The organism is Streptomyces sp. NPDC056161, from assembly GCF_042268025.1.
GTDB lineage: Bacteria > Actinomycetota > Actinomycetes > Streptomycetales > Streptomycetaceae > Streptomyces.
Genome location: NZ_JBHJUV010000011.1, coordinates 129,300 through 153,981 on the forward strand (window position 1 = coordinate 129,300; position 24,682 = coordinate 153,981).

Consider the following 24,682-nt stretch of genomic DNA (forward strand, 5'->3'; position numbering starts at 1 on the left):
CGCAGGGGTGTTGTGGATGCCGAGTGGTCTGATAAGTATGCGGGCATCGGCCAGACGACGTCGACTAGGAGCCAGCAGATGCCCGGCGGAACACTGAGGTCACCGAGGAAGCGGAACCGGACCCGGATCATCGGCGCGACGGCCCTGGCCGTCGGTGCCTCGCTCGCGCTCGCCGCGTGCGGCAGCACCAAGGACGACGGCGCCTCCGGCGCCGCAGGCGGCGGCACCGGCAAGGTCGGCGTGATCCTGCCGCTGCTGACCTCGCCGTTCTGGCAGTCGTACAACGACTACGTGCCGAAGATGGCGAAGTCCGAGGGCGTCGACGTGCTGAAGACGGTCAACTCCAACAGCGACCCCTCGCAGCAGATCACCGACATCAACAACGAGCTGAACCAGGGCGTCAAGGGCCTGGTCGTCGCGCCGCTCGACAGCGCCGCCATCGAGGCGGGGCTCGACCAGGCCGAACGCAAGGGCGTGCCGGTCGTCGCGGTGGACGTCGCCCCGGACAAGGGCAAGGTCGCCATGGTCGTCCGCGCCAACAACGTGGCCTACGGCGAGAAGGCGTGCGACTACCTGGGGCAGCACGTCAAGAGCGGCAAGGTCGTGCAGATCATGGGCGACCTCGCCTCGGTCAACGGCCGCGAACGGTCCGAGGCGTTCCGCTCCTGTGTGAGCAAGAAGTACCCGGACCTGAAGGTCCTGGAGATCCCCGCCAAGTGGGAGTCCGACACCGCGGCCTCCAAGCTGGACACACTGCTGAACGCCAACCCCGACATCAAGGGGATCTACATGCAGGCGGGCGGCGTCTACCTGGCGCCCACCCTGCAGACCCTCAAGTCCAAGGGCATGCTGAAGACGGCGGGGCAGCAGGGCCACATCGCCATCGTCTCCAACGACGGCATCCCGCAGGAGTTCGACGCCATCCGCAAGGGCGAGATCGACGCCACCGTCTCCCAGCCGGCGGACGCCTACGCCAAGTACGGCCTGTACTACATCAAGGCCGCGATGGAGGGGAAGACGTTCGACCCCGGGCCGACCGACCACGACTCCACCATCGTCAAGCTGCCCAGCGGCATCCTGGAAGATCAGTTGCCCGCCCCGCTGGTCACCAAGGACAACGTCGACGACCCCAAGCTGTGGGGCAACTCGGTCAAATGAGCACCCCACTCGCCACCCCCCTCGTGGAAGCCCAGGGCATCGTCAAGCGCTACGGGCCCACCGTGGCCCTCGCCGACGGCCGGCTCACCGTGCTGCCCGGCGAGTCGCACGCCCTCGTCGGCCGCAACGGCGCGGGCAAGTCCACCCTGGTCAACGTCCTCACCGGCCTCCAGGCCCCCGACGAGGGCACCGTCCGCTTCGACGGCGAGCCCGCACCCCCGCTCGCCGACCGGGACGCCTGGCGGCGCCGCGTCGCCTGCGTGTACCAGAAGCCCACGGTCGTCCCGGAACTGACGGTCGCCGAGAACCTCTTCATCAACCGGCAGCCGGCCAGCCGGGGGTTCATCAGCTGGCGCCGGCTGCGCGCCGAGGCCACCACCCTCCTGGACACCTGGGACGTGCGGGTCGACCCCGAGGCACGCACCGCCGACCTCAAGGTCGAGGACCGCCAGATGGTGGAGATCGCAAGGGCGCTCAGCTTCGGCGCCCGGTTCATCGTCCTCGACGAGCCGACCGCGCAGCTCGACAACCGGGAGATCGAGCGGCTGTTCGCCCGGATGCGCACGCTCCAGGAGTCCGGCGTCACCTTCCTGTTCATCTCGCACCACCTCCAGGAGGTGTACGAGGTCTGCCAGACCGTCACGGTGCTGCGCGACGCCCGCTGGATCGTCACGGCCCCGGTGGCCGAACTGCCGCGCGCGGCCCTCGTGGAAGCCATGGCCGGGGAGTCGGTCGCGGCCCAGGAGAACACCCGCGACACGGTGGCCGCGGACGCACCCGTCGTGCTCGACGTGCGCGGCCTCACCTCCGCCGCGTACGACGGCATCGACCTCACGGTCCGCCGCGGCGAGGTCCTCGGGATCGCCGGCAGCAGCGCCAGCGGCAAGATCGAACTGGCCGAGTCGCTCGCCGGACTGCACACCCCGACCGGTGGCTCGGCCCGGATCGACGGGCGCGACCTCCCGTTCGGCGACGTACGCGCCGCGCTGCGCGCCGGGGTCGGCTGCGTGCCCCGGGACCGGCACGAGCAGGGCCTGGTCCCCGGCATGACCATCGGCGACAACACCACCATGAGCGTCCTGGACCGGCTCGGCCGCCTCGGCTTCGTCGGCACCGACCGCAAGCGGGGTTTCGCCGGCGAGCTGATCGAACGCCTCGACATCCACGCCGAGGGCCCCGAACAGCCCGTCTCCGACCTGTCCGGCGGCAATGCGCAGAAGGTCGTCATGGCCCGCGCCCTCGCCTCCGAGCCCCGCCTGCTCGTCCTCATCAATCCGACCGCGGGCGTCGACGTGAAGTCCAAGGAATCCCTGCTGACCCGCATGGACAGCGCCCGCGACGACGGCACCGCCGTGCTCGTCGTCTCCGACGAGCTGGACGACCTGCGCCGCTGCGACCGCGTCCTCGTCCTCTTCCACGGCCGCATCGTCGCCGAACACCCGGCCGGCTGGCGCGACCACGAGCTGATCGCCTCCATCGAAGGAGTGGACCATGGCTGACACCAAGGCCGTGCCGGTGGCGCCGGCGCGCGCCGCCGACCCGCGCACGGCCCGGACGGTGCTGCTCCGCCGGGCCCGCGAACTCGCCCTCGTCCCGGCCCTGCTGCTGCTCCTGGTGCTCGGCGCGGTGGTCAACGACTCGTTCCTCACCGAACGCAACCTGATCTCCATCCTCGGCGCCTCGGCCGCGCTCGCGATGGTCGTCCTCGCCGAGTCGCTGGTGCTCATCACCGGCAAGTTCGACCTGTCCCTGGAGTCGGTCGTCGGCATCGCGCCCGCGGTCGGCGCCCTCCTCGTCCTGCCCGCCGCCCAGTCCGGCTGGGGGACGGAGTTCCCGGCGCCGCTCGCCCTGCTGGCGGTCCTGGTGGCCGGCGCGCTGGTCGGCGCCTTCAACGGCGTCCTGGTCGTGAAGTTCCGGCTCAACGCGTTCATCGTGACGCTGGCGATGCTGATCGTGCTGCGCGGCCTGCTGGTCGGCGCGACCAAGGGCAAGACCCTCTTCGGCATGCCGGACAGCTTCTACTCGCTCGCGACCACCACCTTCCTCTCCGTCCCCCTGTCCGTGTGGCTCGCCGCCGTCGCCTTCGCGGTGGCCGGACTGGTGCTGAGGTACCACCGTGTCGGCCGCGCCCTGTACGCCATCGGCGGCAACGTGGAGGCGGCCCGCGCGGCGGGCATCCGCGTCGAACGGGTGATGCTCGGCGTGTTCGTCGTCGCGGGCGTCCTCGCCTCGGTCGGCGGCATCATGCAGACCGGGTACGTCGGCGCGATCAGTGCCAACCAGGGCAACAACATGATCTTCACGGTGTTCGCGGCGGCGGTCATCGGCGGCATCAGCCTGGACGGCGGCAAGGGCACCATGTTCGGCGCGCTGACCGGTGTCCTGCTGCTCGGTGTCGTCCAGAACCTGCTCACCCTCGCCCAGGTGCCCTCGTTCTGGATCCAGGCCATCTACGGCGGAATCATCCTGCTCGCCCTCATGATCGCCCGCGTGACCACGGGCCGGGCCCAGGACTGACCCCCCCACCCTCCACCGACCGAAAGGCATTCTGTGTCCCCGACCCCGGCCCGCGTCATCGCGGTCGACACCCACGACATCCGCTTCCCGACCTCGCGCGAGCTGGACGGGTCCGACGCGATGAACCCGGACCCCGACTACTCCGCGGCGTACGTCGTGCTGCGCACCGACGCCGCCGACGGACACGAGGGGCACGCGTTCACCTTCACCATCGGGCGGGGCAACGATGTCCAGGTCGCCGCGATCGAGGCACTGCGGAACCACGTGGTCGGCCGCTCCGTCGAGGAGATGTGCGACGACCCGGGATCCCTCTTCGCGGACCTGATCGGGGACAGCCAACTGCGCTGGCTCGGACCCGAGAAGGGCGTGATGCACATGGCGATCGGGGCCGTGGTCAACGCCGTGTGGGACCTCGCCGCCAAGCGGGCCGCGAAGCCGCTGTGGCAACTGCTCGCGGACGCCGACCCCGAGTGGATCGTGCGGCAGATCGACTTCCGCTACCTCACGGACGCGCTCACCGCCGACGAGGCGCTGGCCCTGCTGCGCCGCGGCCGGGCCGGCGCCGAACAGCGCCGGGCCCGCCTCCTGGAGCGCGGCTACCCGGGCTACACCACGTCCGCGGGCTGGCTCGGTTACGACGACGAGAAACTCACCCGGCTCGCCTCCCAGGCCGTCGCCGACGGCTTCCGGCAGATCAAACTGAAGGTCGGCGCCGACCTCGACGACGACGTACGCCGCTGCCGCGCGGCCCGCGCCGCCGTCGGACCCGGCATCCGCCTGGCCGTCGACGCCAACCAGCGCTGGAACGTCGACGAGGCGATCCGCTGGACCCGGGCGCTCGCCGAGTTCGACCCGTACTGGATCGAGGAGCCCACCAGTCCCGACGACGTCCTCGGCCACGCCGCGATCCGCCGGGCGGTGGCCCCGGTCAAGGTCGCCACCGGCGAGCACGTGCACAACCGCATCGTCTTCAAGCAACTGCTCCAGGCCGACGCCATCGACATCGTGCAGATCGACGCGGCCCGGGTCGGCGGCGTCAACGAGAACCTGGCGATCCTGCTGCTCGCGGCCAAGTTCGGCGTCCCGGTCTGCCCGCACGCGGGCGGGGTGGGCCTGTGCGAACTCGTCCAGCACCTGTCGATGTTCGACTACCTGGCGGTCTCCGGCACCACCGACGACCGGGTCATCGAATACGTCGACCACCTGCACGAGCACTTCCTCGACCCGGTGGTCGTCCGCGACGGCCACTACGCGGCCCCCACCGCGCCCGGCTTCTCCGCCGCCATGCGGCCCGAGTCCATCGCGCGCTACACCTACCCCGGCGGCACCTACTGGGCCGCCGACCCCGAAACCCGGAAGGGACACGCGGCATGAACGACTTCGAGGGACTGACGGCCCTGGTGACCGGCGGCGCGTCCGGGATCGGCCGGGCCACCGCCGAACTCCTGGCCGCACGCGGCGCCCGGGTCGCCGTCCTCGATCTGGACCCGTCGGCGGTCGACAAGCCGCTGCTCGGACTGCGCGCCGACGTCACCGACGACGCCTCCGTACGCGCCGCGGTGGACGCGGCGGCGGCGGAACTCGGCGCCGACGGCGTCCTGGACGTGCTGGTCAACAACGCGGGCATCGGCGCCCAGGGCACCGTCGAGGACAACACCGACGACGAATGGCACCGCGTCTTCGACGTCAACGTCGTCGGCATGGTCCGCACCGCCCGCGCCGCCCTGCCCCACCTGCGCCGCTCCCGGCACGCCGCCATCGTCAACACCTGCTCGATCGCCGCCACCGCCGGCCTGCCCAGGCGGGCCCTGTACGGCGCCACCAAGGGTGCCGTCCTCTCCCTGACCCTCGCCATGGCCGCCGACCACCTCCCCGAGGGCATCCGCGTCAACTGCGTCAACCCCGGCACGGCCGACACCCCGTGGATCGGCCGGCTGCTGGACTCCGCCGCCGATCCGGCGGCCGAACGCGCCGCCCTGGAAGCCCGCCAGCCCACCGGCCGGCTCGTCTCCGCGGCCGAAGTCGCGGGCGCCATCGCCTACTTGGCGAGCCCGCTGTCCGGTGCCACCACCGGCACCTCCCTCGCCGTCGACGGCGGCATGCAGGGGCTGCGGCTGCGCCCGGAGGCCCGGTGAACACGCTCGGCCGCAGCGGCGTCCAGGTCAGCGCCCTGGCCCTCGGTACCGCGAGCCTCGGCAACCTGTACACCGAGGTCGGCGACGAGCAGGCGCACGAGGCGGTCGCCGCGGCCTGGGAGCGGGGCGTCCGCTACTTCGACACGGCCCCGCACTACGGCCTCGGCCTGGCCGAACGCCGCCTCGGCGCGGCCCTGCGGGAGCTGCCCCGCGACCAGTACACCATCTCCACGAAGGTGGGCCGGCGCCTGGAGCCGTCGACGGCGGGTGGCGACGACCTCGCCCACGGCTTCGCGGTGCCCGCCACCCACCGCCGCGTCTGGGACTTCAGCGCCGACGGCGTCCGCCGCAGTCTGGAGTCCAGCCTGCGACGGCTCGGCCTCGACCGGGTCGACGTGGTCTACCTGCACGACCCGGACCACCACGCCGAGCAGGCGTTCCGCGAGGGCTACCCCGCCCTGGAGGAACTGCGCGCGCAGGGCGTGGTGGGCGCGATCGGCGCCGGCATGAACCAGGCGGAGATGCTCACCCGTTTCGTCCGCGACACGGACGTGGACGTGGTGCTGTGCGCGGGCCGCTACACCCTCCTCGACCAGCGGGCCCGGACCGAACTGCTGCCGGCCGCCGCCCGGCGGGGCGTGTCCGTCGTCATCGGCGGCGCGTTCAACTCCGGTCTGCTGGCCGACCCGAAGCCCTCCGCGACCTACGACTACGCCCGTGTGCCCGCCGAACTGCTCGACCGGGCGCTGCGCATGAACGCGGTCGCAGGCCGGCACGGCATCACCCTCAGGGGCGCCGCCCTCGCCTTCTGCGCCGCGCACCCGGCCGTCGCCGCCGTCCTGGTCGGCGCCCGCTCGGCGGCCGAGGTCCGCGACACCGCCGAGCAGTTCGGCATCCCGGTGCCGGACGCGTTCTGGCACGAACTGCGCGACACCGGCCTGCTGCCCGAGGAGCCGTCGTGACCGCCCGCACCGGCACGAGAACCGAGAAGGAGCCGTCTTGAGAGCCGTCCCGCACACCGAGGTCCACCCGGACCGGACCGCCGCCGCGCCCGAGGCCGCGCACGTCGGGGAGCTGCCGTGACGGTGGACGCCCACCATCACGTGTGGGACCTCGCTGTGCGCGACCAGGAATGGATCACCGGGCCGGAACTCCAGCCGATCCGGCGCACCTTCACGGTCCAGGACCTGGAACCGGAGGCACACGCGGCCGAGGTGGACCGCACCGTCCTGGTCCAGACCGTCACCGCGGCCGAGGAGACACCGGAGTTCCTGGCCCTCGCCGACCGGCACGAGCTGATCGCTGCGGTCGTCGGCTGGACCGACCTCACCCGACCCGACGCCGCCGACGAACTCGCCCGGCTGCGCGCACTCCCCGGCGGCCGGTACCTGAAGGGCATCCGCCACCAGGTCCAGGGCGAACCCGACCCCGAGTGGCTGCTGCGCCCGGACGTCCAGCGGGGCCTCGCGGCGGTGGCCGACACGGGCCTGGTCTACGACCTCGTCGTCCTGCCCCACCAGCTGCCGGCCGCGGTCCGGGCCGCGGCGGCGCTGCCCCGGCTGACCTTCGTCCTCGACCACCTGGGCAAGCCGCCCGTCGCCTCGGGCGGGGCCGGGTCCTGGACGGCGGACCTCCGGGCGCTCGCCGCGCTCCCCAACACGGTCGCCAAGCTCTCCGGACTGGTCACCGAGGCCGACCCGGCGTCCTGGACGACCGATGACCTGCGCCCGTACACCGACACGGCGCTGGCCGCCTTCGGTCCCGACCGGCTGATGTTCGGCTCCGACTGGCCGGTGTGCACCCTGGCGGCGTCGTACGGAAGGGTGCTCGCCACGGCCCGGGACCTGACCGCACAGCTCGCGCCGGCCGAGCGCGCCGCGGTCTTCGAGGGCACCGCCGCCCGGGTCTACGGCATCTGAGCGGTCGCCGCCAGCCGGGTCGGCGGCAGGAACTCGCGGACGTACGTGCGCTCCCAGCAGGCGCCCGTCGCCCGCAGTTCCTGCCAGGTCGTGTAGCGGTAGCGGAAGAGGCGGGCGCGGACGTAGCGCGGCGGCCGGTCCGCCGGGAACGGGGAGCGGCGCAGCAGCCGCAGCGTGTCGCGGTCGTTCTCCAGCAGCCGCTCCACCAGGCCGCCGAACCACTCCCCGGCGTAGGCGGGCGACAGCGCGGCGAACCACATCAGCCAGTCCAGCCGCAGATGGTAGGGGGCGAACTGGCGCGGCCAGCGCCGTGGATCACTCGGTTTGCCCTTGAACTCGTACTCCCGCCACCCCTCGTCCGCGCGCGGTACGGCGTCCAGCGTGCCCTCGACCACCACCTCGTAGCGGATCCGGCTCACGCTGCCGAAGGCGCCGTAGGTGTTGACCAGGTGCAGCGGGTCGAAGGAGCGGTTCATCACCTGGCGCCGGGAGACCATGTTGACCACCGGGCGGTGGCTGAGGAACACGACGAGCGCGGCGGCGGCGAGCACCACGCCCACGTACCAGAGCGGGGCCGCGGGCACCCGCGGGGGTGTGCCCGGGTACCGGATCGCGGAGAGCGCCAGCACGATGGTGATCCAGTTCAGCCAGGAGAAGTTGCCGGACAGCACCAGCCACAGCTGCGTGACGATCATCAGCGCCGCCGCGGCCGTCGCCACCGGCTGCGGGGTGAACAGCAGGACGGGCAGCACGAGTTGGGTGACGTGGTTCGCCGCCGCCTCCACCCGGTGCAGCGGCCTCGGCAGCCGGTGGAAGAACCAGCTCAGCGGGCCCGGCATCGGCTGGGTCTCGTGGTGGTAGTAGAGGCAGGTCAGCTTCCGCCAGCACGGATCGCCGCGCATCTTGATCAGACCCGCGCCGAACTCCAGCCGGAACAGGATCCAGCGCAGCAGGAACAGCACCACCACCGGCGGCGCGACCTCGTCGTTGCCGAGGAACACGGCGAGGAAACCGACCTCCAGCAGCAGCGACTCCCAGCCGAACGCGTACCAGGTCTGGCCGACGTTCACGATCGACAGGTACAGCGCCCAGGGGACCAGCCACAACAGCATCGCGCCAACCAGCGGGAGCCGGGAGTCCAGGCCCGCGAGCAGCGCCGCCGACACGGCGCAGCCCGTCCAGCAGCAGGCGGCGAAGAAACGGTCCGAGTAGTGCAGGTGGAAAAGGCTCGGCGCGCGCCGGAACGGCACCCGCGCCACGAACCGGGGGACCGGCAGCATCCCGCGCTCGCCCATCAGGGCGCGGAACTGGCGGACGGCCGTCAGGAACGCGACCAGGTACACGGCGGCCAGAGCCCGCTGGAACACCAGTCGGCTCAGCCAGTACTCGGGTGCGGTGAACCAGTCCACGGCCGTGCGCTCCTTCCTCCAGTGTCGCCCGCGGGCGACTACCCCACTCGCCGTACCGCACTCTCCGTACCGCACCACTCCGCTTGCGTGACCCGGCGGAGTGACGCAGACAATGGTCACGAAATGCCCCGAACAGTGCCAGAACGAGGTCGGAGAACGCGGTGCGGATACCCACCGGAACCATCGTCACGGTCAGTGTGCTCGCGGTGCGCCCGGCGGCGCCGCTCCTCGCCGGCCCCGGCGGCGGTGCCGGCCGGGTCACCCGGTCGGGCGGCCCGGCCCGCCCGGAGCCGTCGGACGCCCCGGTACCCGGTCCGTCCGCGGACTCCACGGCCACCGCGCCGCCGCCCCCGCTCACCCGGACGGCCCAGCCGGGCCGCGCGGACGGCGCTCCGGCCGCCCGCCCGATTCCCCCGGCGGCCCGCCGGGGGACTCCGGCCGGCCGCCCGGCCACTTCGGGTGCCCGTCCGGTTCCGTCCGCGCCCCGTCCGCTCCCGGCCCCCGCGGCCGAGCAGGCAGCCGCCCCGGGCCGCCGCGGCGGCCCGGACGCGCCCGTCCGGCCCGCAGGCGCCGGCCCGGAGCCGGACGCCGGCACCGTCGTCGGCAGCATCCTCGACGGCCCCGCCGGCGCCCTCGGCCGCTGAGCGTCGCCGTGGCCGCACCGGCACCACTCGAAGAATCGGACGAATCCTGGCAAGGTGGCCCCATGGCTGATCGGGGAGCGAGCGCCCTGTCAGTCCCGGACGACTGGCCGGCCCACCCGGATCCGTTCCTGGCGCTCAACCGCATGGGCACCTTCGACTGGGACCTGGGCACCGGTCTGTACCACATGGATGCCCAGGCATACGAGGTGTTCGACCTGCTCCCCGGGGAATTCGACGGGCGCCTGGAGTCGCTCGGCCTCCGGATCCCCCAGACGGAGGCGAGCCGGATCGACGCCGTGATCTCCCGGGCCATCAAGGACGGCAGCGAGAACTACGGAGCGTACTTCCGCATCCGCCGCCGGGACGGCCGGTACCGCTGGACGCACACTCAGGGCTACATCCGGCGCGACGACACCGGCAGGCCGCGCCGCGTCATCGGCATCGTCCGCGACGCCACCCAGGAGCTGGAGGACAGCGAGGGACGCCGTCTGCGGGTCGCCCAGGAGGCCGCCTTCCGCAGGCAGAGCAACGTCGTGCAGGTCATCACCGCCGCCCTCTCGCACGCCCACAGCGTCCAGGACGTCATCGACGCCCTCAAGGACTCCGACGGCGTACGCCACCTGGGCGCGGCCAGCCTGGTGATGGGCCTGGTGGAGGCGGGCCGCATCCGGCTGGTCGCCGAGGGGCCCGAGGGCAGCTTCGTGCCCGGCACCCTGCTCACCGGGATCGACGAGCAGTACCCGATGAGCGAGGCGGTGCGCATGCTCAGCCCGCGCTTCATCGAGTCGCCGGAGGACTTCGCCGCGAACTACCCGATCCTGTGGCCGCACATCATCGGCCTCTCCATCACCTCCGCCGCCTATCTGCCGCTCATCGCCCAGGGCCGCCCGATCGGCGCCATGGGACTCCTCTACAGCGACCGCCGCGGCTTCTCCACCGAGGAGCGGTCCGTGCTGATCGCGCTCGGCAGCAGCATCGCGCAGAGCCTGCAACGGGCCATGCTCTACGAGCAGGAGCGGGACCTCGCCCAGGGCCTCCAGCAGGCCATGCTGCCGCGTACCATCCCGAGCGTGCGCGGCGCCGACGTCGCCGTCCGCTACCGCGCCGGCTCCGCCGCGGGCTCCCTCGGCCGGGACATCGGCGGTGACTGGTACGACCTGATCCCGCTGCCCGGCGGCCGGGTCGGCGCGGTCATCGGCGACGTCCAGGGGCACGACACGCACGCGGCGGCCGTCATGGGCCAGTTGCGCATCGTGCTGCGCGCCTACGCGGCCGAGGGACACACCCCGGCGGCGGTGATGGCCCGCGCCTCCGTCTTCCTGCACGAGCTGGACACCGACCGGTTCGCCACCTGCCTGTACGCGGAGGCCGACCTGGCCACCGGGGTGGTCCAGGTGGTCCGGGCCGGGCACATCGACCCGCTGATCCGGCACACCGACGGGAGCTGCCGCCGGGTGCCGGTCGACGGCGGGCTGCCGCTCGGGCTGTCCGCCGAGTTCGGGCAGCTCGAATACCCGGTCGCCACCCTCGAACTGGACCCCGGACAGACCCTCCTGCTGTGCACCGACGGCCTGGTGGAGCAGCCCGGCGCCGACCTCGACGACGGCGTGCGGGCCCTCACCGCGCTCATCGCCACCGGCCCGGATGATGTGCGTGCGCTGGCCGACCGGCTCATCGACGTCGCCGAGGAGCGCGGCGGCGACGACGACGTGGCCCTGCTTCTGCTGCGCCGCCGGAGCCCGGACGCCGCCCGGGGCGGCGGCCGGCTCCAGCAGCACGTGGCCCCCGGTGACCCGGACGCCCTGGCGATGGCCCGGCACATGATCCGGGCCGCGGTCCGCGCCTGGGGCGCCCGCGAGCACACCGACGAGATCGAACTGGCCGCGGACGAGCTGATGACCAACGCCCTCATGCACACCGAGGGCTCCGCGACCGTCACCCTCAGGGTGCTCGTCGGCCGTGAGCGCAGAGTGCGCGTCGAGGTCGAGGACTCCTCCAGCGCCCTGCCGCGGCGCCGGGAGGCGGGGGAGTCCGAGGTCTCCGGGCGCGGCCTGCTGCTGGTGGACCGGCTCGCCGACGTCTGGGGCGTGGAGGCGCGGGGCAGCGGCAAGTGCGTGTGGTGCGAGTTCCTGGTGGGGCGGCGCGGCTGACCGTCCCGGCCCCGGGTGGCACTCTGGACGTATGCCGGAACTCCCCGAGGTGGAAGCGCTCAAGGATTTCCTGACCGAGCACCTGGTCGGCCACGAGGTCGTCCGGGTGCTGCCGGTCGCGATCAGCGTCCTGAAGACCTACGACCCGCCGGTCGGCGCCTTCGAGGGCAGCAAGGTCACGGCCGTGCACCGGCACGGCAAATTCCTCGACATCGAGGGGGACACGGGCCTGCGCTTCGTGACGCACCTGGCCCGCGCGGGCTGGCTGCACTGGAAGGACCGGCTGCCGGACGGCCCGCCCCGCCCCGGCAAGGGCCCGCTCGCGCTGCGCGTCGCCCTGGAGAACGGCGCGGGCTTCGACCTGACCGAGGCGGGCACCCAGAAACGGCTCGCGGTGTACGTCGTGCGGGATCCGCAGCAGGTGCCCGGTGTGGCCCGGCTCGGTCCCGACCCGCTCGCCGACGACTTCGACGAGGCCCGCCTCGCGGCCCTGCTGGCCGCGGAGCGGCGGCAGCTCAAGGGCGCGCTGCGGGACCAGAGCCTGATCGCCGGCGTGGGCAACGCCTACAGCGACGAGATCCTGCACGCCGCGAAGATGTCCCCGTTCAAGCTCGCCGCGTCCCTGACGCCCGAGGAGAACCGGCGGCTGTACGAGGCGCTGCGCACCACCCTGACGGAGGCGGTCGCCCGCTCCCGGGGCCTGGCCGCCGGGCGGCTCAAGGCGGAGAAGAGGAGCGGGCTGCGGGTGCACGGCCGCACCGGCGAGCCCTGCCCGGTCTGCGGCGACACCATCCGCGAGGTGTCCTTCAGCGACTCGTCCCTCCAGTACTGCGCCACCTGCCAGACGGGCGGCAAGCCGCTGGCGGACCGCCGGATGTCCCGGCTGCTGAAATAGCCCCCGCACGGGCGGGGCAGCGCCTGCGGAGGGGTGCTGGGAGCCGTGTGTCCGGCCGCCACGGAGCCGCGTGGGGACCACGACGTCCGCGGTCCGGCCGGCCGGGCGCTCAGCGGCCCGGCAGCGTGGCCAGCCGTGCGCCGCCCGCCGTCCGTACCTCGTAGTGGTCGATCTCCTCGGGGTGCAGCGCGGAGGCGCCGCGCAGGGTGTTCGTCCGGGCGTCGTGGCCCGGCACGGTCCAGCTGGTCAGGATCTGCTCGGTGCCGTCCTGGCCGACGGCGACCAGCCGGCAGGAACGCGGACCGGACCCGTCCCGCACCTTCAGTTCGACCCCGCTGCCGTAGCCCTCGTCCTCGCTGGTCACCTGCGCCCACACGCCCGACTCCGGGTCGGTCGTCGCCGTGACCCGTACGGACGGGCCGCCGTGCGCCGCGTGGACGGCGATCCCGGGACCGGCGCCGGCGAACACCACCGCGGCGGCCAGGCCGTACAGGAAGCGCCGGCGCCGCGCCCGGTGCCGTGCCGCCACCTCGCGAAGCAGCCGGTCCAGCAGCCGGGGTCCCGGCTGGGCGAGTGCGTGCACCCGGTGCGGCGTGGCCCGACGGTAGAGCATCAACTGCCGTGTGGTGGGGCCGAATCCGGTCATGTGCGCCGCGCAGCGGGGGCACTCCATGAGGTGGTCCTCGAAGCGGAAGGCTTCCGCCTCGTCCAGCACGCCGAGCGCGTAAGCGCCGACGTCGCGATGCCTTTCCAGGGACCTCATGCCGAATCCTCGTGCCGTCGGGTGCGGGTGGGACCACGTGGTGCACCCACCGGTACGCACCGGGCAGCCGAATCACTCAAGCCAAAAGGTCTCGAAGCAGCCCCCGAAGCAGTCCGGAGCAGGACGGAAGGACGCGGACGCGTCGGCGGGGGAAGCCTCGGCAGCAGAAGCCGGAGCCAGCCTCAGCAGGGGCCACAGGGCCACAGGGCCACAGGGGCCGGAGTTGCCGGAGGGAGTCTCAGAAGAGATGGATGGCGAGATGTCCCAGGGGCAGCCCGAGCCGCCAGGCGGGGGTCCACACCTTAGGGCCGTCCTCCTCGCCGACCACCGGCCCGCCGCCCGGCACCGCGTCCAGGTCCGGGGCGAGCAACTCCGTCTCCTGGAGCCAGCGCCATGCCTCCGCGGCGAGGTCCAGGTCCGGTGAGGAAGCGCCCGAGGCGATCGACGCGGCCGCGAGCTGGGCCAGGCGCTCGCGCACCCAGTCCTGCCACGGCTGGTCGTACGCCGTCAGCGAGAGCCAGGTCTCCAGCTGGGAGACGACCCGGATGCCGGAGAGTTCGCCGTCGGTGTCGGAGAGGAACACGGTGAGTGCCAGCGCGTCCCGGCCGGCTCGGAACTCGAAGGACGTGGGTGGCATCAGATCGCCGGTGCGCAGCAGTTCGTCGGCGATGTACTCGGCGTAGAACCAAGCCATGGGGACGGCCGGCGCGCCGCCGGTGCCGTCCGTGCTCTGTCGACCTCTGTCCAGCATCCCGTCCTGCCTTCCTCCGTCACGTGCGCGTCGCCCGGACCCCGCCCCGGTCCGGAACACGGATGAGGACAGCTGATGGCTCGGGCGGGGTCCTCGGCAAGGCGCTTTGCCGAGGTTTGACCGAGGCTTCGGTTTCACCGCAGTTCGGGCGCGTATCCCGGCAGGACCCGGCGCAGGGCGCGCAGCGCGTAGTACGCGCGGGACTTCACCGTACCGGGTGGGATTCCGAGCGTTTCGGCGGCTTCCGCAACACTCGCCCCCTGGAAGTACACGAGCACCAGGACTTCACGGTGTTCCGGAGTGAGAGTCTTCACAGCCTCGCGGACATCGAGCGTCGCGGCCGAGCGCTCGGCGTGGTCGGCGCAGATCCGGGCGCTCTCCAGGACGGCGTCGCCGACCTCCGGCGGCCGCGCCTGCCGGGCCCGCCGGGCGTCGATCGCCAGTCGCCGGCCCACGGTCAGCAGCCACGGCCGCACCGAGTCGAAGGCGTCGGCGCGCAGTGCCTCGGGGTGCTGCCAGGCGCGTACGTAGGTCTCCTGCACGAGATCTTCGGCGCGTTGCCGGTCTCCGTCGCACAGCCGCAGCAACAGGGCGAAAAGCGGTCGGCCGTGCTCGCGTTGCAGCGTGGCCAGCTCGTGCTCGGCGGTCGTCGTCCCGTGGTCAAGGGTGGTTCCGGCCGTCATGGGCGTATCGCACCGCAGGGTCCGCCGCCGGGACAGAGGGCGCACAGGGCTCTGCGACGGACGGTCGATCGCGTCGGCGAACGGTACGACGAACGGTCCGTCAGTTCCCGCCGTGGACACCGGACGGGCTAAAGAGAGCTGCTGAGTCGTTTGGGGCGCCTGTTGGATTCGTACCCTTTTGTCGGTAAATATTAAATGTGACGGTGAGTCAAAAACAATTGGGGTGAGCTGATGATCGCACGCAGACGACAGGTGGCCCTGGCCCTGACCGCCCTTCTCGCGGCGGCCGCCGCCTGTCAGGCCGAGGCCCGCAAGGACTCCCAGGCGGCCGCCCCCGCGCACCCGGCACCCGCCGTGGCCCGTGGTTTCACCCTGGTCGCCTCCGGCGACGTGCTGCCGCACACCTCGGTCATCGAGCGGGCCAACTTCGACGCGGGCGGCGTCGGCTACGACTTCCGTCCCATGCTGGCCGGTGTGCAGCCCGTGGTGGCGCGGGCCGATCTGGCGCTGTGTCACATGGAGACGGTGTACGGCTCGAACGGCGACTACTCCGGCTACCCCGCCTTCAAGTCCCCGCCGGAGATCGCCCCCAGCCTCGTCGCCGTCGGCTACGACGGCTGCTCCACCGCCTCCAACCACGCGCTGGACGACGGCGCGGACGGTGTCGCCCGCACCCTGGACGCCATGGACCGGTCGGGTCTGCGGCACGCCGGAACGGCCCGCACCGAGGCGGAGGCACGGACCATCACCATGCTCCGGGCGGGCCCGGCACGGGTCGCGCACCTGTCGTACACCTACGACACCAACGGCTTCGCCCCGCCGGCCGGGCAGCCCTGGGCGGTCAACCTGATCGACGAGAAGCGCATCGTCGCCGATGCCCGCACGGCCCGGCGGCTGGGCGCCGACGTGGTCGTCGTGTCGCTGCACTGGGGCACCGAATGGCAGGACGAACCCGACGAGCGGCAACTCGCGCTGGCCGAGCGCCTCACCGCCTCGCGGACCGGCGGGCGCCCCGACCTCGACCTGATCATCGGCACCCACGCCCATGTCCCGCAGGCATACCAGAAGATCAACGGTACCTGGGTGGTGTACGGCATGGGCGACCAGATCGCCGGCGAGATGTACAACCGGCAGGGCCTCCAGGACCCGCGCGGCAACGAGTCCACCCTCGCCCGCTTCACCTTCGCGCCGCCCGCCCGGCCCGGCGCCCGCTGGGAGGTGAGCCGGGCCGAGTTCATCCCGCAGGTGTACGACCTCGACGCGGGCCGCGTCGTCGATGTCAACGCGGCCATCGCCGGCGGCGCCGAACTGACCGCCGTGCGCGACCGGATCCGGGACGTGGTGCTCGCCCGCGGCGCCGCCAAGGACGGTCTGGCCACGGGGCAGTGACCGGAGACGCCGCCGGCAGGCGATCGGCGTACCCGGTGCCGGGGCACTAGCGACCGGCCAGCGCGGACCGCCGGTAGGAGTAGCCGAAGTACACGGCCACCCCGATCAGGAACCACACCGCGAACCGCACCCATGTCTGCCACTGGAGGAACGTGATCAGCCAGATGGAGAAGACGACCCCCAGCGCCGGCACGACGGGCATCCACGGCGTGCGGAAGGTGCGCGGCAGATCCGGCTGCCGGTAGCGCAGCACGATCACCGCCGTGCACACCACCACGAACGCCAGCAGGATGCCGATGTTGGTCAGCTCGGCCGCCTCGCCGATCGGCAGGAACCCGGCGATGGCGGCCGAGGCCGCCCCGACGATCCAGGTCACCCGCGTCGGCACGTGCCGCGTCGGATGCGTCTTCGCGAACCACCTCGGCAGCAGCCCGTCCCGCGACATCGAGAACCACACCCGGGTCACGCCCAGCATGAACGTGAACATCACCGTGAGGATGCCGATGATCGCGCCCACCGCGATCACATCGGCCAGTCCGCTCAGGCCCACCGACTTGAACGCGGTGGAGAACCCGCTCTCCTTGTCGATGTCCCGGTAGTTCTGCATCCCGGTCAGCACCAGGCAGGCCGCCACGTACAGCACCATCGAGATCGCGAGCGAGAGGATGATCGCCTTCGGCATGTGCCGCTGGGCGTCCTTGGACTCCTCGGCGGCGGTGGACATGGCGTCGTAGCCGAAGACGGCGAAGAACACGGTCGCCGCACCGGTGAAGGCCCCGCCGACCCCGTACGGGAAGAACGGGTGGTAGTTGGCGGAGGTGATGTGCAGTACGCCCACCCCGATGACCAGGAGCACCACCAGCACCTTCAGCACCACCACGATCGTCTCGAAGCGGGCGGCGTTGCGGATGCCGAGGGTCAGCAGCCAGGCGATGAGCAGGCACAGCAGCGCGGCGAACAGGTCCACCCGGTGGCCGGCCCCGGTGCCGGGCGCCCCCAGCATCCACGCCGGCAGGTTCGCGCCCATCTCCTCGACCAGGAAGCTGAAGTAGCCGGAGATGCCGATGGCGACCACCGCCACGATCGCCGTGTACTCCAGCAGCAGGTCCCAGCCGATGAACCAGCCGGCGAACTCGCCGAGCACCGCGTAGCCGTAGGTGTAGGCGGAGCCCGCCTTCGGGATCAGACCCGCGAACTCGGCGTACGACAGGGCCGCCGCGGCGCTGGCCAGACCGGCGACGAGGAAGGAGACGACCACCGCCGGACCGGCCACTCCGCCCGCCACCGTGCCGGCCAGGGTGAAGATCCCCGCACCGATGATGCCGCCCACCCCGATCGCGGTGAGCTGCCACAGGCCGAGCGTTCTCGCCAGCCTGGGGCCCTCCCCGGCCTCGGTGTCCTCGATGCGCTCGATGGGTTTGCGGCGGAGGACTCCCTCACCCGCGCGGAACCTTGCCATGAGCCTCACCTCTTAGCCTGCGGCAATCGGCTGACGGCGGTTCATGATGGCCCAGGGGGCCGTGGGGCGGAAGACACCACGCATGGCCCCGGGCGGGCCCGGCACGCGCCCGCGCCCGCACCGCGGGCCGGCCCGGCCGACCTACGGCACCACCGTCACCGGCCACCGACCCGCCTTCACCAGGCGGATCGCCACCGACCCGATGATCCGGTGCCCGGCGTGCTCGGACGCGCCCACCACGACGGCGTCCGCCTTCAGCTCGTCGGCCGCCTTGACCAGGCCGTTGTAGGGATCACCACGGAACGTGTGGAACTCCCAGCGCAGGTCGAATATCCCCTTGACCTGCTCGGCGGCCTCACGGATGTAGGTGACGAGGCCCTCGGCGATCTCGTCCGTCGTCTCCGCCACCGGAGCCCCCAGCGCGGCACCCGCGGCCATCACCGGCTGCACATAGACGAAGGCGAGCAGGGCGCGCTGGCGCCGGGCCAGACCTGCGCCGTAGGCCGCGGCCCGCAGCGAGGACTCGGAGCCGTCCACCCCGACCACGATGACCTTCGGCCCGTCCGTGCCCCGCTCGAACGTGTGCCCGTGCTGTTCGTGCTGTTCCGTCACGGCCGTGAGGCTATCGGAATCCGCAGGTCCCGCCGCCTTGCGCGCGCCTTCGACGGGCGATCCGCCCCCGCTGTGCCCAAAGGTCGCAAGCGCCTGCTTGGGCGCCTTCGGCCCGCTCTGTGTCCTTCTCGCGGCCGGCGCGCCGCCGGGCGCGCCACTCCGCCCGGTCGCCCGCCGCGGTCCGCCGGTGGTCCGCGCCGGTCACGCCGATCGTGGGGATTTCTGGGCCGTGCGGGTGGATTCCGACCGCCGCACCGGGTGTCCCAGTGGTGCCCCGGTGCCTCGTGGGGCGACTGATGAGTCATGAAGAAGGATCAGACGTTCACGCGGCGCCGGATGCTGCTCGCCTCAGCCGCTGCCGCGGGGGCGGCGAGCGCCGCCGGCCTCCTCCTCTCCGGCGGTACGGACCCGGCACCCGCACGGCCCGCCGCGCCCTTCGCCGGACCCGGCGGGCACCCGGCGATGAAGTCCTCCGCCTTCCGTCTCCAGCCGCTGACCGGTGACGGACCCCCGCGCTCCGTACCCGCCAGGACACCGGTCCGGGACGAGCCGATCCTGCGCATGCCAGGCAGCGGCCGCCGCATGCTGCTGACGTTCGACGACGGTCCCGACCCGCAGTACACCCCGCACATCCTGGACACCCTCGCGAAGTACAACGTCCGGGCCACGTTCTTCGTCTGCGGCGAGATGGCCGACTGGAACGGGAACCTGCTGGCCCGGATGGCCGGCGAGGGGCATGTCGTCGGCAACCACACCTGGTCCCATCCGCTGCTCACCGAACTGAGCCGGGCGCAGATCCGCTCCGAGATGGAACGCACCACCGAGGCCATCGAGCGCGGCTACGGCGAGCACCCGCGCTGGTTCCGCGCGCCCTACGGCGCCTGGAACCGGGCCGCCTTCCAACTGGGCTCGGAAATGGGCATGGAGCCGCTGGCCTGGACGGTGGACAGCCTCGACTGGACCGAACCGGGCACCGGCACCATCATCGACCGGATCGAGACCGGCGCCGCCCCCGGTGTCGTGGTGCTCTCCCACGACGCCGGGGGAAACCGCTCGCAGAGCGTCAGCGCGCTGCGGCGCTATCTGCCGCGGCTGCTCGACGCCGGCTACCACCTGACCATCCCCAGACGCCCGTACCCCTGACCGCCGTGCCGCCCGCCCGGCCGGGACCGCTCAGTGGACCTCGACCAGGCGGGCGAAGACGACCACGTTCCCCTCGTAGCCGTTCTGCTTGGAGAAACCGCCCCCGCAGGTGATGACGCGCAGTTCGGGGGTGCCTTTGGAACCGTAGACCCGGTCGCTGGGGAAACTGTTCTTCGAGAAGACCTCGACGCCGTAGACCTCGAAGACCGCCGTTTTCCCGTCCTTGCGCCGGATCTCGACGTGATGCCCTTTCTTCAGGGACCCGAGTCCGTAGAAGACCGCGGGCCCCGCCTTGTTGTCCACATGCCCGACGACCACGGACGTTCCCTTTTCGCCGGGCGAGACGGCGCCGTTGAACCAGCCGGCCAGATTCGGGTTCTCCGGTGGCGGTGCGGCGACCCAGCCGTCGCCGTCCAGACCGACCGGCACGACCGGGGCGTTCACCCGGATCGCGGGGATCGTGATCCGCTCCGCCTCGGAGAACGGCAGCGACGTCGGCGCGGGGGCGAAGGTGGCACCGGGCACCGGCCGGTCGACGGCCGCGGCCTGCGCGGGTTGCGGCGGTCCGACGTCGAACTCCCCTGACCCGTTCCGAATCAGCGCGAGGCCGGTCAGCAGAACAAGCGCTATCACGCCCCACGGAGCGCGCTTCTTCCGCCGTTCCTCCCCTTCGGAAAGCTCGGACAGCTCGAACGCAGACATTCGCCATCCCCTTTCGACACGGCCGTCGCCGTGTCATTCGCGCATACGAGAACGCTAAGTCCCGCGCACACGCGCGGCGACGGGGAAAGCGGCGAACGGGTGGCCGGAAGGTCCTTCGGTGCGCCATCCGAGTTGCGGCCGACAGGAAATTTTCTGACGGTCTGTGACCTGCGACAACATCCGATTATGCGCTTATCGTTCACCGTGTCCGATCACCGGGATGGACCATTCTCGACATGCGGGCGTGTTCCGCACATCTGAAGGTCGACTCCGGAGGTGCTTTTTCGCCGATCGACCGGGGACGGGTCCCGGGGTGCCTCTCGCGGAGGATCACATGGGTAACACTCGCGCCCTGGCGGCCACGGCAATCGCCGTCGCCGCCCTTGGGCTCGCCGCCCCCACGGCCGTCGCGGACAGCGTGGGCAACGGGGGCGGACCGAGCAACACCGGCGGTGTAGGCGGAACCGGCATCGCCCCCGGCACCGGGGTGGCCCCGGGCGGCGTCGTGCCGGGCGGCGGAATCGGCCCAGGTGGCGTCGTGGGGGGTGGCGGGGTCTTTCCCGGCGGCGGAGGCTTTGTCGGCGGTGGGGTCTACCCGGGTGGCGGGGGCTTCGCCGGCGGTGGGTTCTATCCGGGCGGTGGGGTCTTTCCCGGCGGCGGATTCTTTCCCGGCGGGGTCGGTCCGGGCGGTGGCTTCCTGCCGGGCAACGGCCGCGAGGGCATCCGGCCGGGCAACGGCCGCGAAGGCATCCGGCCCGGGAACGGAAACAGGCCGGGCCCGGTCCACGGCGGCCTCGGCGGCTCCAGCACCTCAGGGGCCACGCCCACCGACATGGCCATCGGCGGCGGCCTGGTGGCGGCGGCCGTGGTCGGCGGCAGCGTGGTCTGGGTGCGCCGCCGGTTCGAGAAGCGGGTCTGACCCGGCGACCCGCCCGTGCCGGACGGCTGCCGCGCGCCGAAGCGGAGCGCATCCGGCCGGACCTCCGCCCCGCATCCCGTACCGGATCGGGGCGGAGGCCCGGGAGCGCGGGCGGGCGGCCGGGCGCTCAGGTGCCGTCGCCGGTTCTCGCCCGGGCGTCGCCGCCGACGCCCGGTCAGGCATCGTCACGGGTGGTGCGGCGGGCGATCCGGTAGGCCGTGCCGAGCGAACCGGCGATCAGCACCGTGCCGAGGCCGATCTCCCCGAGGTCGAACCCGGCCAGGCTGCCGCCGTCGCCGGCCTGCACCGCGCCCGGGACCGTCGCGTCCGAGGAGTGGCCGTCCCCGCGCGACTCCTGCGCCGTCCCGGAGTCCCGGCCGCCGTCGCCACGGCCGTCCGCGACCCGCAGGTCCGTCGAGCCGCTCGTGCCGTCGCAGTCGAAGGTCACCCGGTACGACGAGCCGGACTGGGCGTGCGCGTCGATCGTGGTCGTGGCCGACGACCGGCCCGACGGGATGCGGACCGTCTCGAAGACGTCCGAGGTGACCGTGGCGCCGCCCTTGCAGCCGTCGTTGCGGGCCAGGCGCAGAGTGAGCTTGCTGCCCGCCGTGATGGTGGACGGCTCGACCCCGAAGCCGAAGGGCGCGCCGGCGTGCTTGCCGCCGTCCTCCGCCACGGCGGCGGGCGCGCCCAGAGCGAGGGCGGCGGCGCCCAGCAGTGCGGCCGAAGCGACGCGTATCGCGCACATGGATGTTTCCTCCGGTCCCCGAGGAGCAGCCCGCGGACCTTCTGCCGCTTGCGCCGTGCGTGCACCTCGATGTCCGGAACGCTAGGAAGAGTGGCGCAGGCGCGCGAACGCAGTAGCGCGAACGGGTTAACCGTGTCGGCCGGTCGGGCGACCGCGCTGCTGCGGACGGGGGACGCGCGCGGCGCGGCGCGCACATCCCCCCTCGACCGGTCGGCGCAGGACCGCCCGGCGCCTCTCGGACCTGCCGGACGGTCAGCCCTTGATGTTCGGGAAGAGGTCCAGGAACGGCTGCGCGGTCGCGTCCATGCCCCGACTGTAGGGGGCGTCGAAGACCCAGATCAGGAAGAGCATGAACGCGATGGTGGCGGAGAACAGCCCGCCGAGGACGAGTTCCCGCGTGGTGCGTCTGATCTGCAGGGCGAAGATCATGCCGACGGTGATCACGGCCCCGAAGACCAGCCCGAACCACACCACGCCGGGCATGGTCGCCCCCGTGGCGTCGGCACGGGCGCTGCGCGCCTGGTCCGCGGCCGCCACCTGATCGAGGAGCGGTTGGTACGCCTGCGCCTCGAAGTCCGTCTTGGGCTGGTAGTCGGTGACGTCGCGGCGGACGCGTGCGAGCAGTTGGGTGCCGGTGTCGGTGAGGCGTTGGTCCTCCGCCATCGTCTTCCACTCGGTGTGTACGACGTGTCCGACATAGGCGTTGACATCCGCCCGAATTCCGTCACGGACGTCGGGTGGATAGACCCGCACCCGTTCCGAGATCTCGTGCAGTGCCTGGGCCTCCGCCTGCACGTGGTCCTGCGCCGCGCTGCGCGCCTCCCAGACCCCGGCGATGGCCAGGCCCAGCACGATGGCGTAGACGACGCCGATCCACATCGTCATGTACTCGATGACGTCGGGGGTCTCGCTGGGGTCGTCGTCGTCCGAGGCGGCGCGGTTCCTTACCACGGTGACCGCGACCACCACGGCGCACGCGCCCAGCATCGCGAGGACGAGAACAAGCCAATCCGACAACAGATGCCTCCAGGGACGGGTGAATCGATGCGTCGGCGTGCCGTGGCACGTCAGCGGGGACGCAGCGCGGCGACGGCGACGATCGCGGGGATGGTGATGAGCAGGACGTAGGTGACCGGTGAGGTCCGGTTGGGCGCCGGGGAGCCGGTCGGCCGCGGGTGGTAGCTCGGATAGGTGACCGGGGTCGTGGAAGGCCGTGGACTGGGCTTGGGCGACGGCTTGGGCGCCGGAGGCGGTGTGCGGGGCGGCGCCGGCCGGGGGGCCGGACGCGGCGGGGCCGGAGCGGGCGGCACGGCGCGCGGCGGTGGCACGGGCTTCGGCCTCGGCGGTGGCGTCGGCTTCGGTGTCGGCTTGGGTTTCGGTGTGGGTGTGGGTGTGGGCTTCGGAGGCGGCGGTGGCGGGGGAGGGGGCGGTGGGGGCGGTGTCGGGGTGGGTGTGGGCGTCGGGCACGGCGGGTGCGTGGGCTTCGGGCAGTGCGGCGGCGTCGGCCAGGAGCCGCCCGCGACGGCCACCGCCACCGTGCCGTCCGGGCCCGTCGAGGCGTACGCGCAGGCGTCGGCCCTGGCCGTGCCGACCGGACAGCCCACGAGGGTCCACACCAGCGTCACCAGAGCCAACACCCGTACGACGGGCGGGATTCGGGTCGCTTCGGGTCCATGCACGACCGAGATCATGGGTCGTTCGGCCCCTGGCCACGCCGAAGAGAGCGCGGATTGGCCCGATCGAGGGACTGTGGCCCTCGGGGGGTTTGAACGGGGGGATCCTGGTTTCCGGCGGACGGGCCCACCCGCGCGCGGGGCGCGGACCGGGCTTCGGGGCGGTTGGGCACGGCGCCCCGGCGGGTCCGTACCCAGCGTCGTACACCGGCCCGGCAGTCGCCACAACACCATTGTGGCCATGGGGAGTTCGGGGGGGGCGAGGATACAGACCTCCTGGCGGACCGCCTCATCACCGACGCCGGCCGCCGCGGTGCCGGCACCGACGACGGCGCGCGGCACGGTCCACCCCTTCATGAAGGTCCACGAATGACCATCGGCACCACCAGGACCACGAACGACCATTGGCACCACCAGGACCATGAAGGACCGTGAAGGACAGGGCCTGGCCGCAGCCCGTCTCGCACCGCACCGGCGACTGCCCGGAGAAGCGGCCGGTGGCCGTTCCGGTGAAGGCCGGCGACACCAAGGGCGTACAACAGAAGGTCCTGATGGGCTTCACCCGGACTGACGGCTTCCAACAGAAGGCCGTCGACCGCCGGTCGATCCACACCTCTGCGGGTGACCGGCCCCGAGCGAAGCCAACGGGCAGGACGTCGACGGCACCTGGTACTCCGTGTGCTCCGGCGCGCCCGACGGCAAGCCGGTCCGCGCGCCGAAACAGGGACCGCATCTCCGGGGCCGACCGCCCCGCCCCCAGCCGGCATAGGACCACCCCGGAACGGCGGACGAGGCCAAGTGCGGGCCGGACGTGCGGCAACCAGTCCTGCGGCCACGGGTTCGTCCCCTGAGCACCGAAGGGGCGGGCCGTTGTGTGCCCGTGTGCTCACGCTGCGGCACCGTTCCGGCACGTGCCGCAGGCAGTGACCGGGAACGGACGGTCAATTTCCGTTTCGGGTCGCTCCATTGGCGGACGATCAGTAGCCTCTGCTCGAACACCGGATCGCCTACGC

The 24,682-nt window shown here is 72.4% G+C and carries 22 protein-coding genes; 13 read left to right on the top strand and 9 right to left on the bottom strand.

Going from position 1 to position 24,682, the window contains the following annotated elements:
* Positions 1–78: 78 nt before the first annotated feature.
* The 7 genes from ACFC09_RS12925 (at position 79) to ACFC09_RS12955 (ending at position 7,729) form a co-directional block, all read left to right on the top strand.
* Complete coding sequence (locus tag ACFC09_RS12925; protein ID WP_376526606.1) at positions 79–1,158, top strand: sugar ABC transporter substrate-binding protein; 1,080 nt, start codon at positions 79–81, stop codon at positions 1,156–1,158.
* Positions 1,155–2,657 carry a sugar ABC transporter ATP-binding protein gene (locus tag ACFC09_RS12930; RefSeq protein WP_376526608.1) on the top strand — a complete coding sequence of 501 codons (1,503 nt, stop codon included), beginning with the start codon at positions 1,155–1,157 and terminating at the stop codon, positions 2,655–2,657. Before ACFC09_RS12925 ends, ACFC09_RS12930 begins: the two co-directional genes overlap by 4 nt.
* Positions 2,650–3,675 carry an ABC transporter permease gene (locus ACFC09_RS12935; protein WP_376526610.1) on the top strand — a complete coding sequence of 342 codons (1,026 nt, stop codon included), beginning with the start codon at positions 2,650–2,652 and terminating at the stop codon, positions 3,673–3,675. Before ACFC09_RS12930 ends, ACFC09_RS12935 begins: the two co-directional genes overlap by 8 nt.
* A gap of 33 nt (positions 3,676–3,708) precedes the next feature.
* Positions 3,709–5,049, top strand: a complete 1,341-nt coding sequence (locus ACFC09_RS12940) for an enolase C-terminal domain-like protein (RefSeq protein ID WP_376526613.1) — start codon at positions 3,709–3,711, stop codon at positions 5,047–5,049.
* Entirely contained in the window at positions 5,046–5,810 is a 765-nt protein-coding gene (locus ACFC09_RS12945) for an SDR family NAD(P)-dependent oxidoreductase (RefSeq protein ID WP_376526616.1), read from the top strand. The genes ACFC09_RS12940 and ACFC09_RS12945 overlap by 4 nt, the downstream gene beginning before the upstream one ends.
* A complete protein-coding gene (locus tag ACFC09_RS12950; RefSeq protein WP_376526619.1) occupies positions 5,807–6,772 on the top strand; it encodes an aldo/keto reductase in 966 nt (321 codons plus the stop codon). The genes ACFC09_RS12945 and ACFC09_RS12950 overlap by 4 nt, the downstream gene beginning before the upstream one ends.
* A gap of 117 nt (positions 6,773–6,889) precedes the next feature.
* Positions 6,890–7,729 (top strand): amidohydrolase family protein, encoded by an 840-nt coding sequence (locus tag ACFC09_RS12955; RefSeq protein ID WP_376526622.1) that lies wholly within the window; start codon positions 6,890–6,892, stop codon positions 7,727–7,729.
* On the opposite strand, the gene ACFC09_RS12960 is transcribed toward ACFC09_RS12955, so the two are convergent.
* Positions 7,717–9,138: a lipase maturation factor family protein gene (locus tag ACFC09_RS12960; RefSeq protein WP_376526625.1), complete on the bottom strand. Its 1,422-nt coding sequence runs from the start codon at positions 9,136–9,138 to the stop codon at positions 7,717–7,719. The genes ACFC09_RS12955 and ACFC09_RS12960 overlap by 13 nt on opposite strands.
* A 161-nt stretch (positions 9,139–9,299) precedes the next feature.
* Between ACFC09_RS12960 and ACFC09_RS12965 the strand changes: the two genes are divergently transcribed.
* From ACFC09_RS12965 to ACFC09_RS12975, 3 genes are all read left to right on the top strand, one after another.
* The gene (locus ACFC09_RS12965) at positions 9,300–9,782 is read left to right on the top strand and encodes a hypothetical protein (RefSeq protein WP_376526628.1); all 483 of its coding nucleotides are present in this window, start codon (positions 9,300–9,302) and stop codon (positions 9,780–9,782) included.
* Between the two features lie 62 nt (positions 9,783–9,844).
* Complete coding sequence (locus ACFC09_RS12970) at positions 9,845–11,932, top strand: SpoIIE family protein phosphatase (protein WP_376526630.1); 2,088 nt, start codon at positions 9,845–9,847, stop codon at positions 11,930–11,932.
* Positions 11,933–11,963: 31 nt separating this feature from the next.
* Positions 11,964–12,827, top strand: a complete 864-nt coding sequence (locus ACFC09_RS12975; protein WP_376526633.1) for an Fpg/Nei family DNA glycosylase — start codon at positions 11,964–11,966, stop codon at positions 12,825–12,827.
* A gap of 109 nt (positions 12,828–12,936) precedes the next feature.
* Here ACFC09_RS12975 and ACFC09_RS12980 read toward each other — a convergent pair whose 3' ends face one another.
* The 3 genes from ACFC09_RS12980 to ACFC09_RS12990 all read right to left on the bottom strand — a co-directional run bounded on the left by ACFC09_RS12980 (position 12,937) and on the right by ACFC09_RS12990 (position 15,024).
* Complete coding sequence (locus ACFC09_RS12980) at positions 12,937–13,590, bottom strand: zf-HC2 domain-containing protein (protein WP_376526636.1); 654 nt, start codon at positions 13,588–13,590, stop codon at positions 12,937–12,939.
* A 238-nt stretch (positions 13,591–13,828) separates the two neighbouring features.
* Entirely contained in the window at positions 13,829–14,341 is a 513-nt protein-coding gene (locus ACFC09_RS12985) for a hypothetical protein (protein WP_376526638.1), read from the bottom strand.
* Between the two features lie 134 nt (positions 14,342–14,475).
* Positions 14,476–15,024 (bottom strand): sigma-70 family RNA polymerase sigma factor, encoded by a 549-nt coding sequence (locus tag ACFC09_RS12990; RefSeq protein WP_376526641.1) that lies wholly within the window; start codon positions 15,022–15,024, stop codon positions 14,476–14,478.
* Between the two features lie 231 nt (positions 15,025–15,255).
* Here ACFC09_RS12990 and ACFC09_RS12995 point away from each other — a divergent pair, with 231 nt between their 5' ends.
* Positions 15,256–16,413: a CapA family protein gene (locus tag ACFC09_RS12995; protein ID WP_376526644.1), complete on the top strand. Its 1,158-nt coding sequence runs from the start codon at positions 15,256–15,258 to the stop codon at positions 16,411–16,413.
* 46 nt (positions 16,414–16,459) lie between these two features.
* On the opposite strand, the gene ACFC09_RS13000 is transcribed toward ACFC09_RS12995, so the two are convergent.
* Together ACFC09_RS13000 and ACFC09_RS13005 are read right to left on the bottom strand one after the other, a co-directional pair.
* Complete coding sequence (locus ACFC09_RS13000) at positions 16,460–17,872, bottom strand: amino acid permease (RefSeq protein ID WP_376526646.1); 1,413 nt, start codon at positions 17,870–17,872, stop codon at positions 16,460–16,462.
* 141 nt (positions 17,873–18,013) lie between these two features.
* On the bottom strand, positions 18,014–18,484 hold the full coding sequence (locus ACFC09_RS13005; RefSeq protein WP_376526649.1) for a universal stress protein: 471 nt from the start codon (positions 18,482–18,484) through the stop codon (positions 18,014–18,016).
* A gap of 303 nt (positions 18,485–18,787) precedes the next feature.
* Between ACFC09_RS13005 and ACFC09_RS13010 the strand changes: the two genes are divergently transcribed.
* Positions 18,788–19,627 carry a polysaccharide deacetylase family protein gene (locus tag ACFC09_RS13010; protein ID WP_376526652.1) on the top strand — a complete coding sequence of 280 codons (840 nt, stop codon included), beginning with the start codon at positions 18,788–18,790 and terminating at the stop codon, positions 19,625–19,627.
* 30 nt (positions 19,628–19,657) lie between these two features.
* Here ACFC09_RS13010 and ACFC09_RS13015 read toward each other — a convergent pair whose 3' ends face one another.
* Positions 19,658–20,329, bottom strand: a complete 672-nt coding sequence (locus ACFC09_RS13015; RefSeq protein WP_376526655.1) for a class F sortase — start codon at positions 20,327–20,329, stop codon at positions 19,658–19,660.
* Positions 20,330–20,663: 334 nt separating this feature from the next.
* On the opposite strand from ACFC09_RS13015, the gene ACFC09_RS13020 reads away from it, so the two are divergent.
* On the top strand, positions 20,664–21,248 hold the full coding sequence (locus ACFC09_RS13020; RefSeq protein ID WP_376526658.1) for a hypothetical protein: 585 nt from the start codon (positions 20,664–20,666) through the stop codon (positions 21,246–21,248).
* A 175-nt stretch (positions 21,249–21,423) separates the two neighbouring features.
* Here the strand turns inward: ACFC09_RS13020 and ACFC09_RS13025 are convergent, their stop codons facing one another.
* Both ACFC09_RS13025 and ACFC09_RS13030 read right to left on the bottom strand, forming a co-directional pair.
* Complete coding sequence (locus ACFC09_RS13025) at positions 21,424–21,996, bottom strand: hypothetical protein (protein ID WP_376526661.1); 573 nt, start codon at positions 21,994–21,996, stop codon at positions 21,424–21,426.
* Positions 21,997–22,248: 252 nt separating this feature from the next.
* On the bottom strand, positions 22,249–23,013 hold the full coding sequence (locus ACFC09_RS13030) for a hypothetical protein (RefSeq protein ID WP_376526802.1): 765 nt from the start codon (positions 23,011–23,013) through the stop codon (positions 22,249–22,251).
* Positions 23,014–24,682: the final 1,669 nt, after the last annotated feature.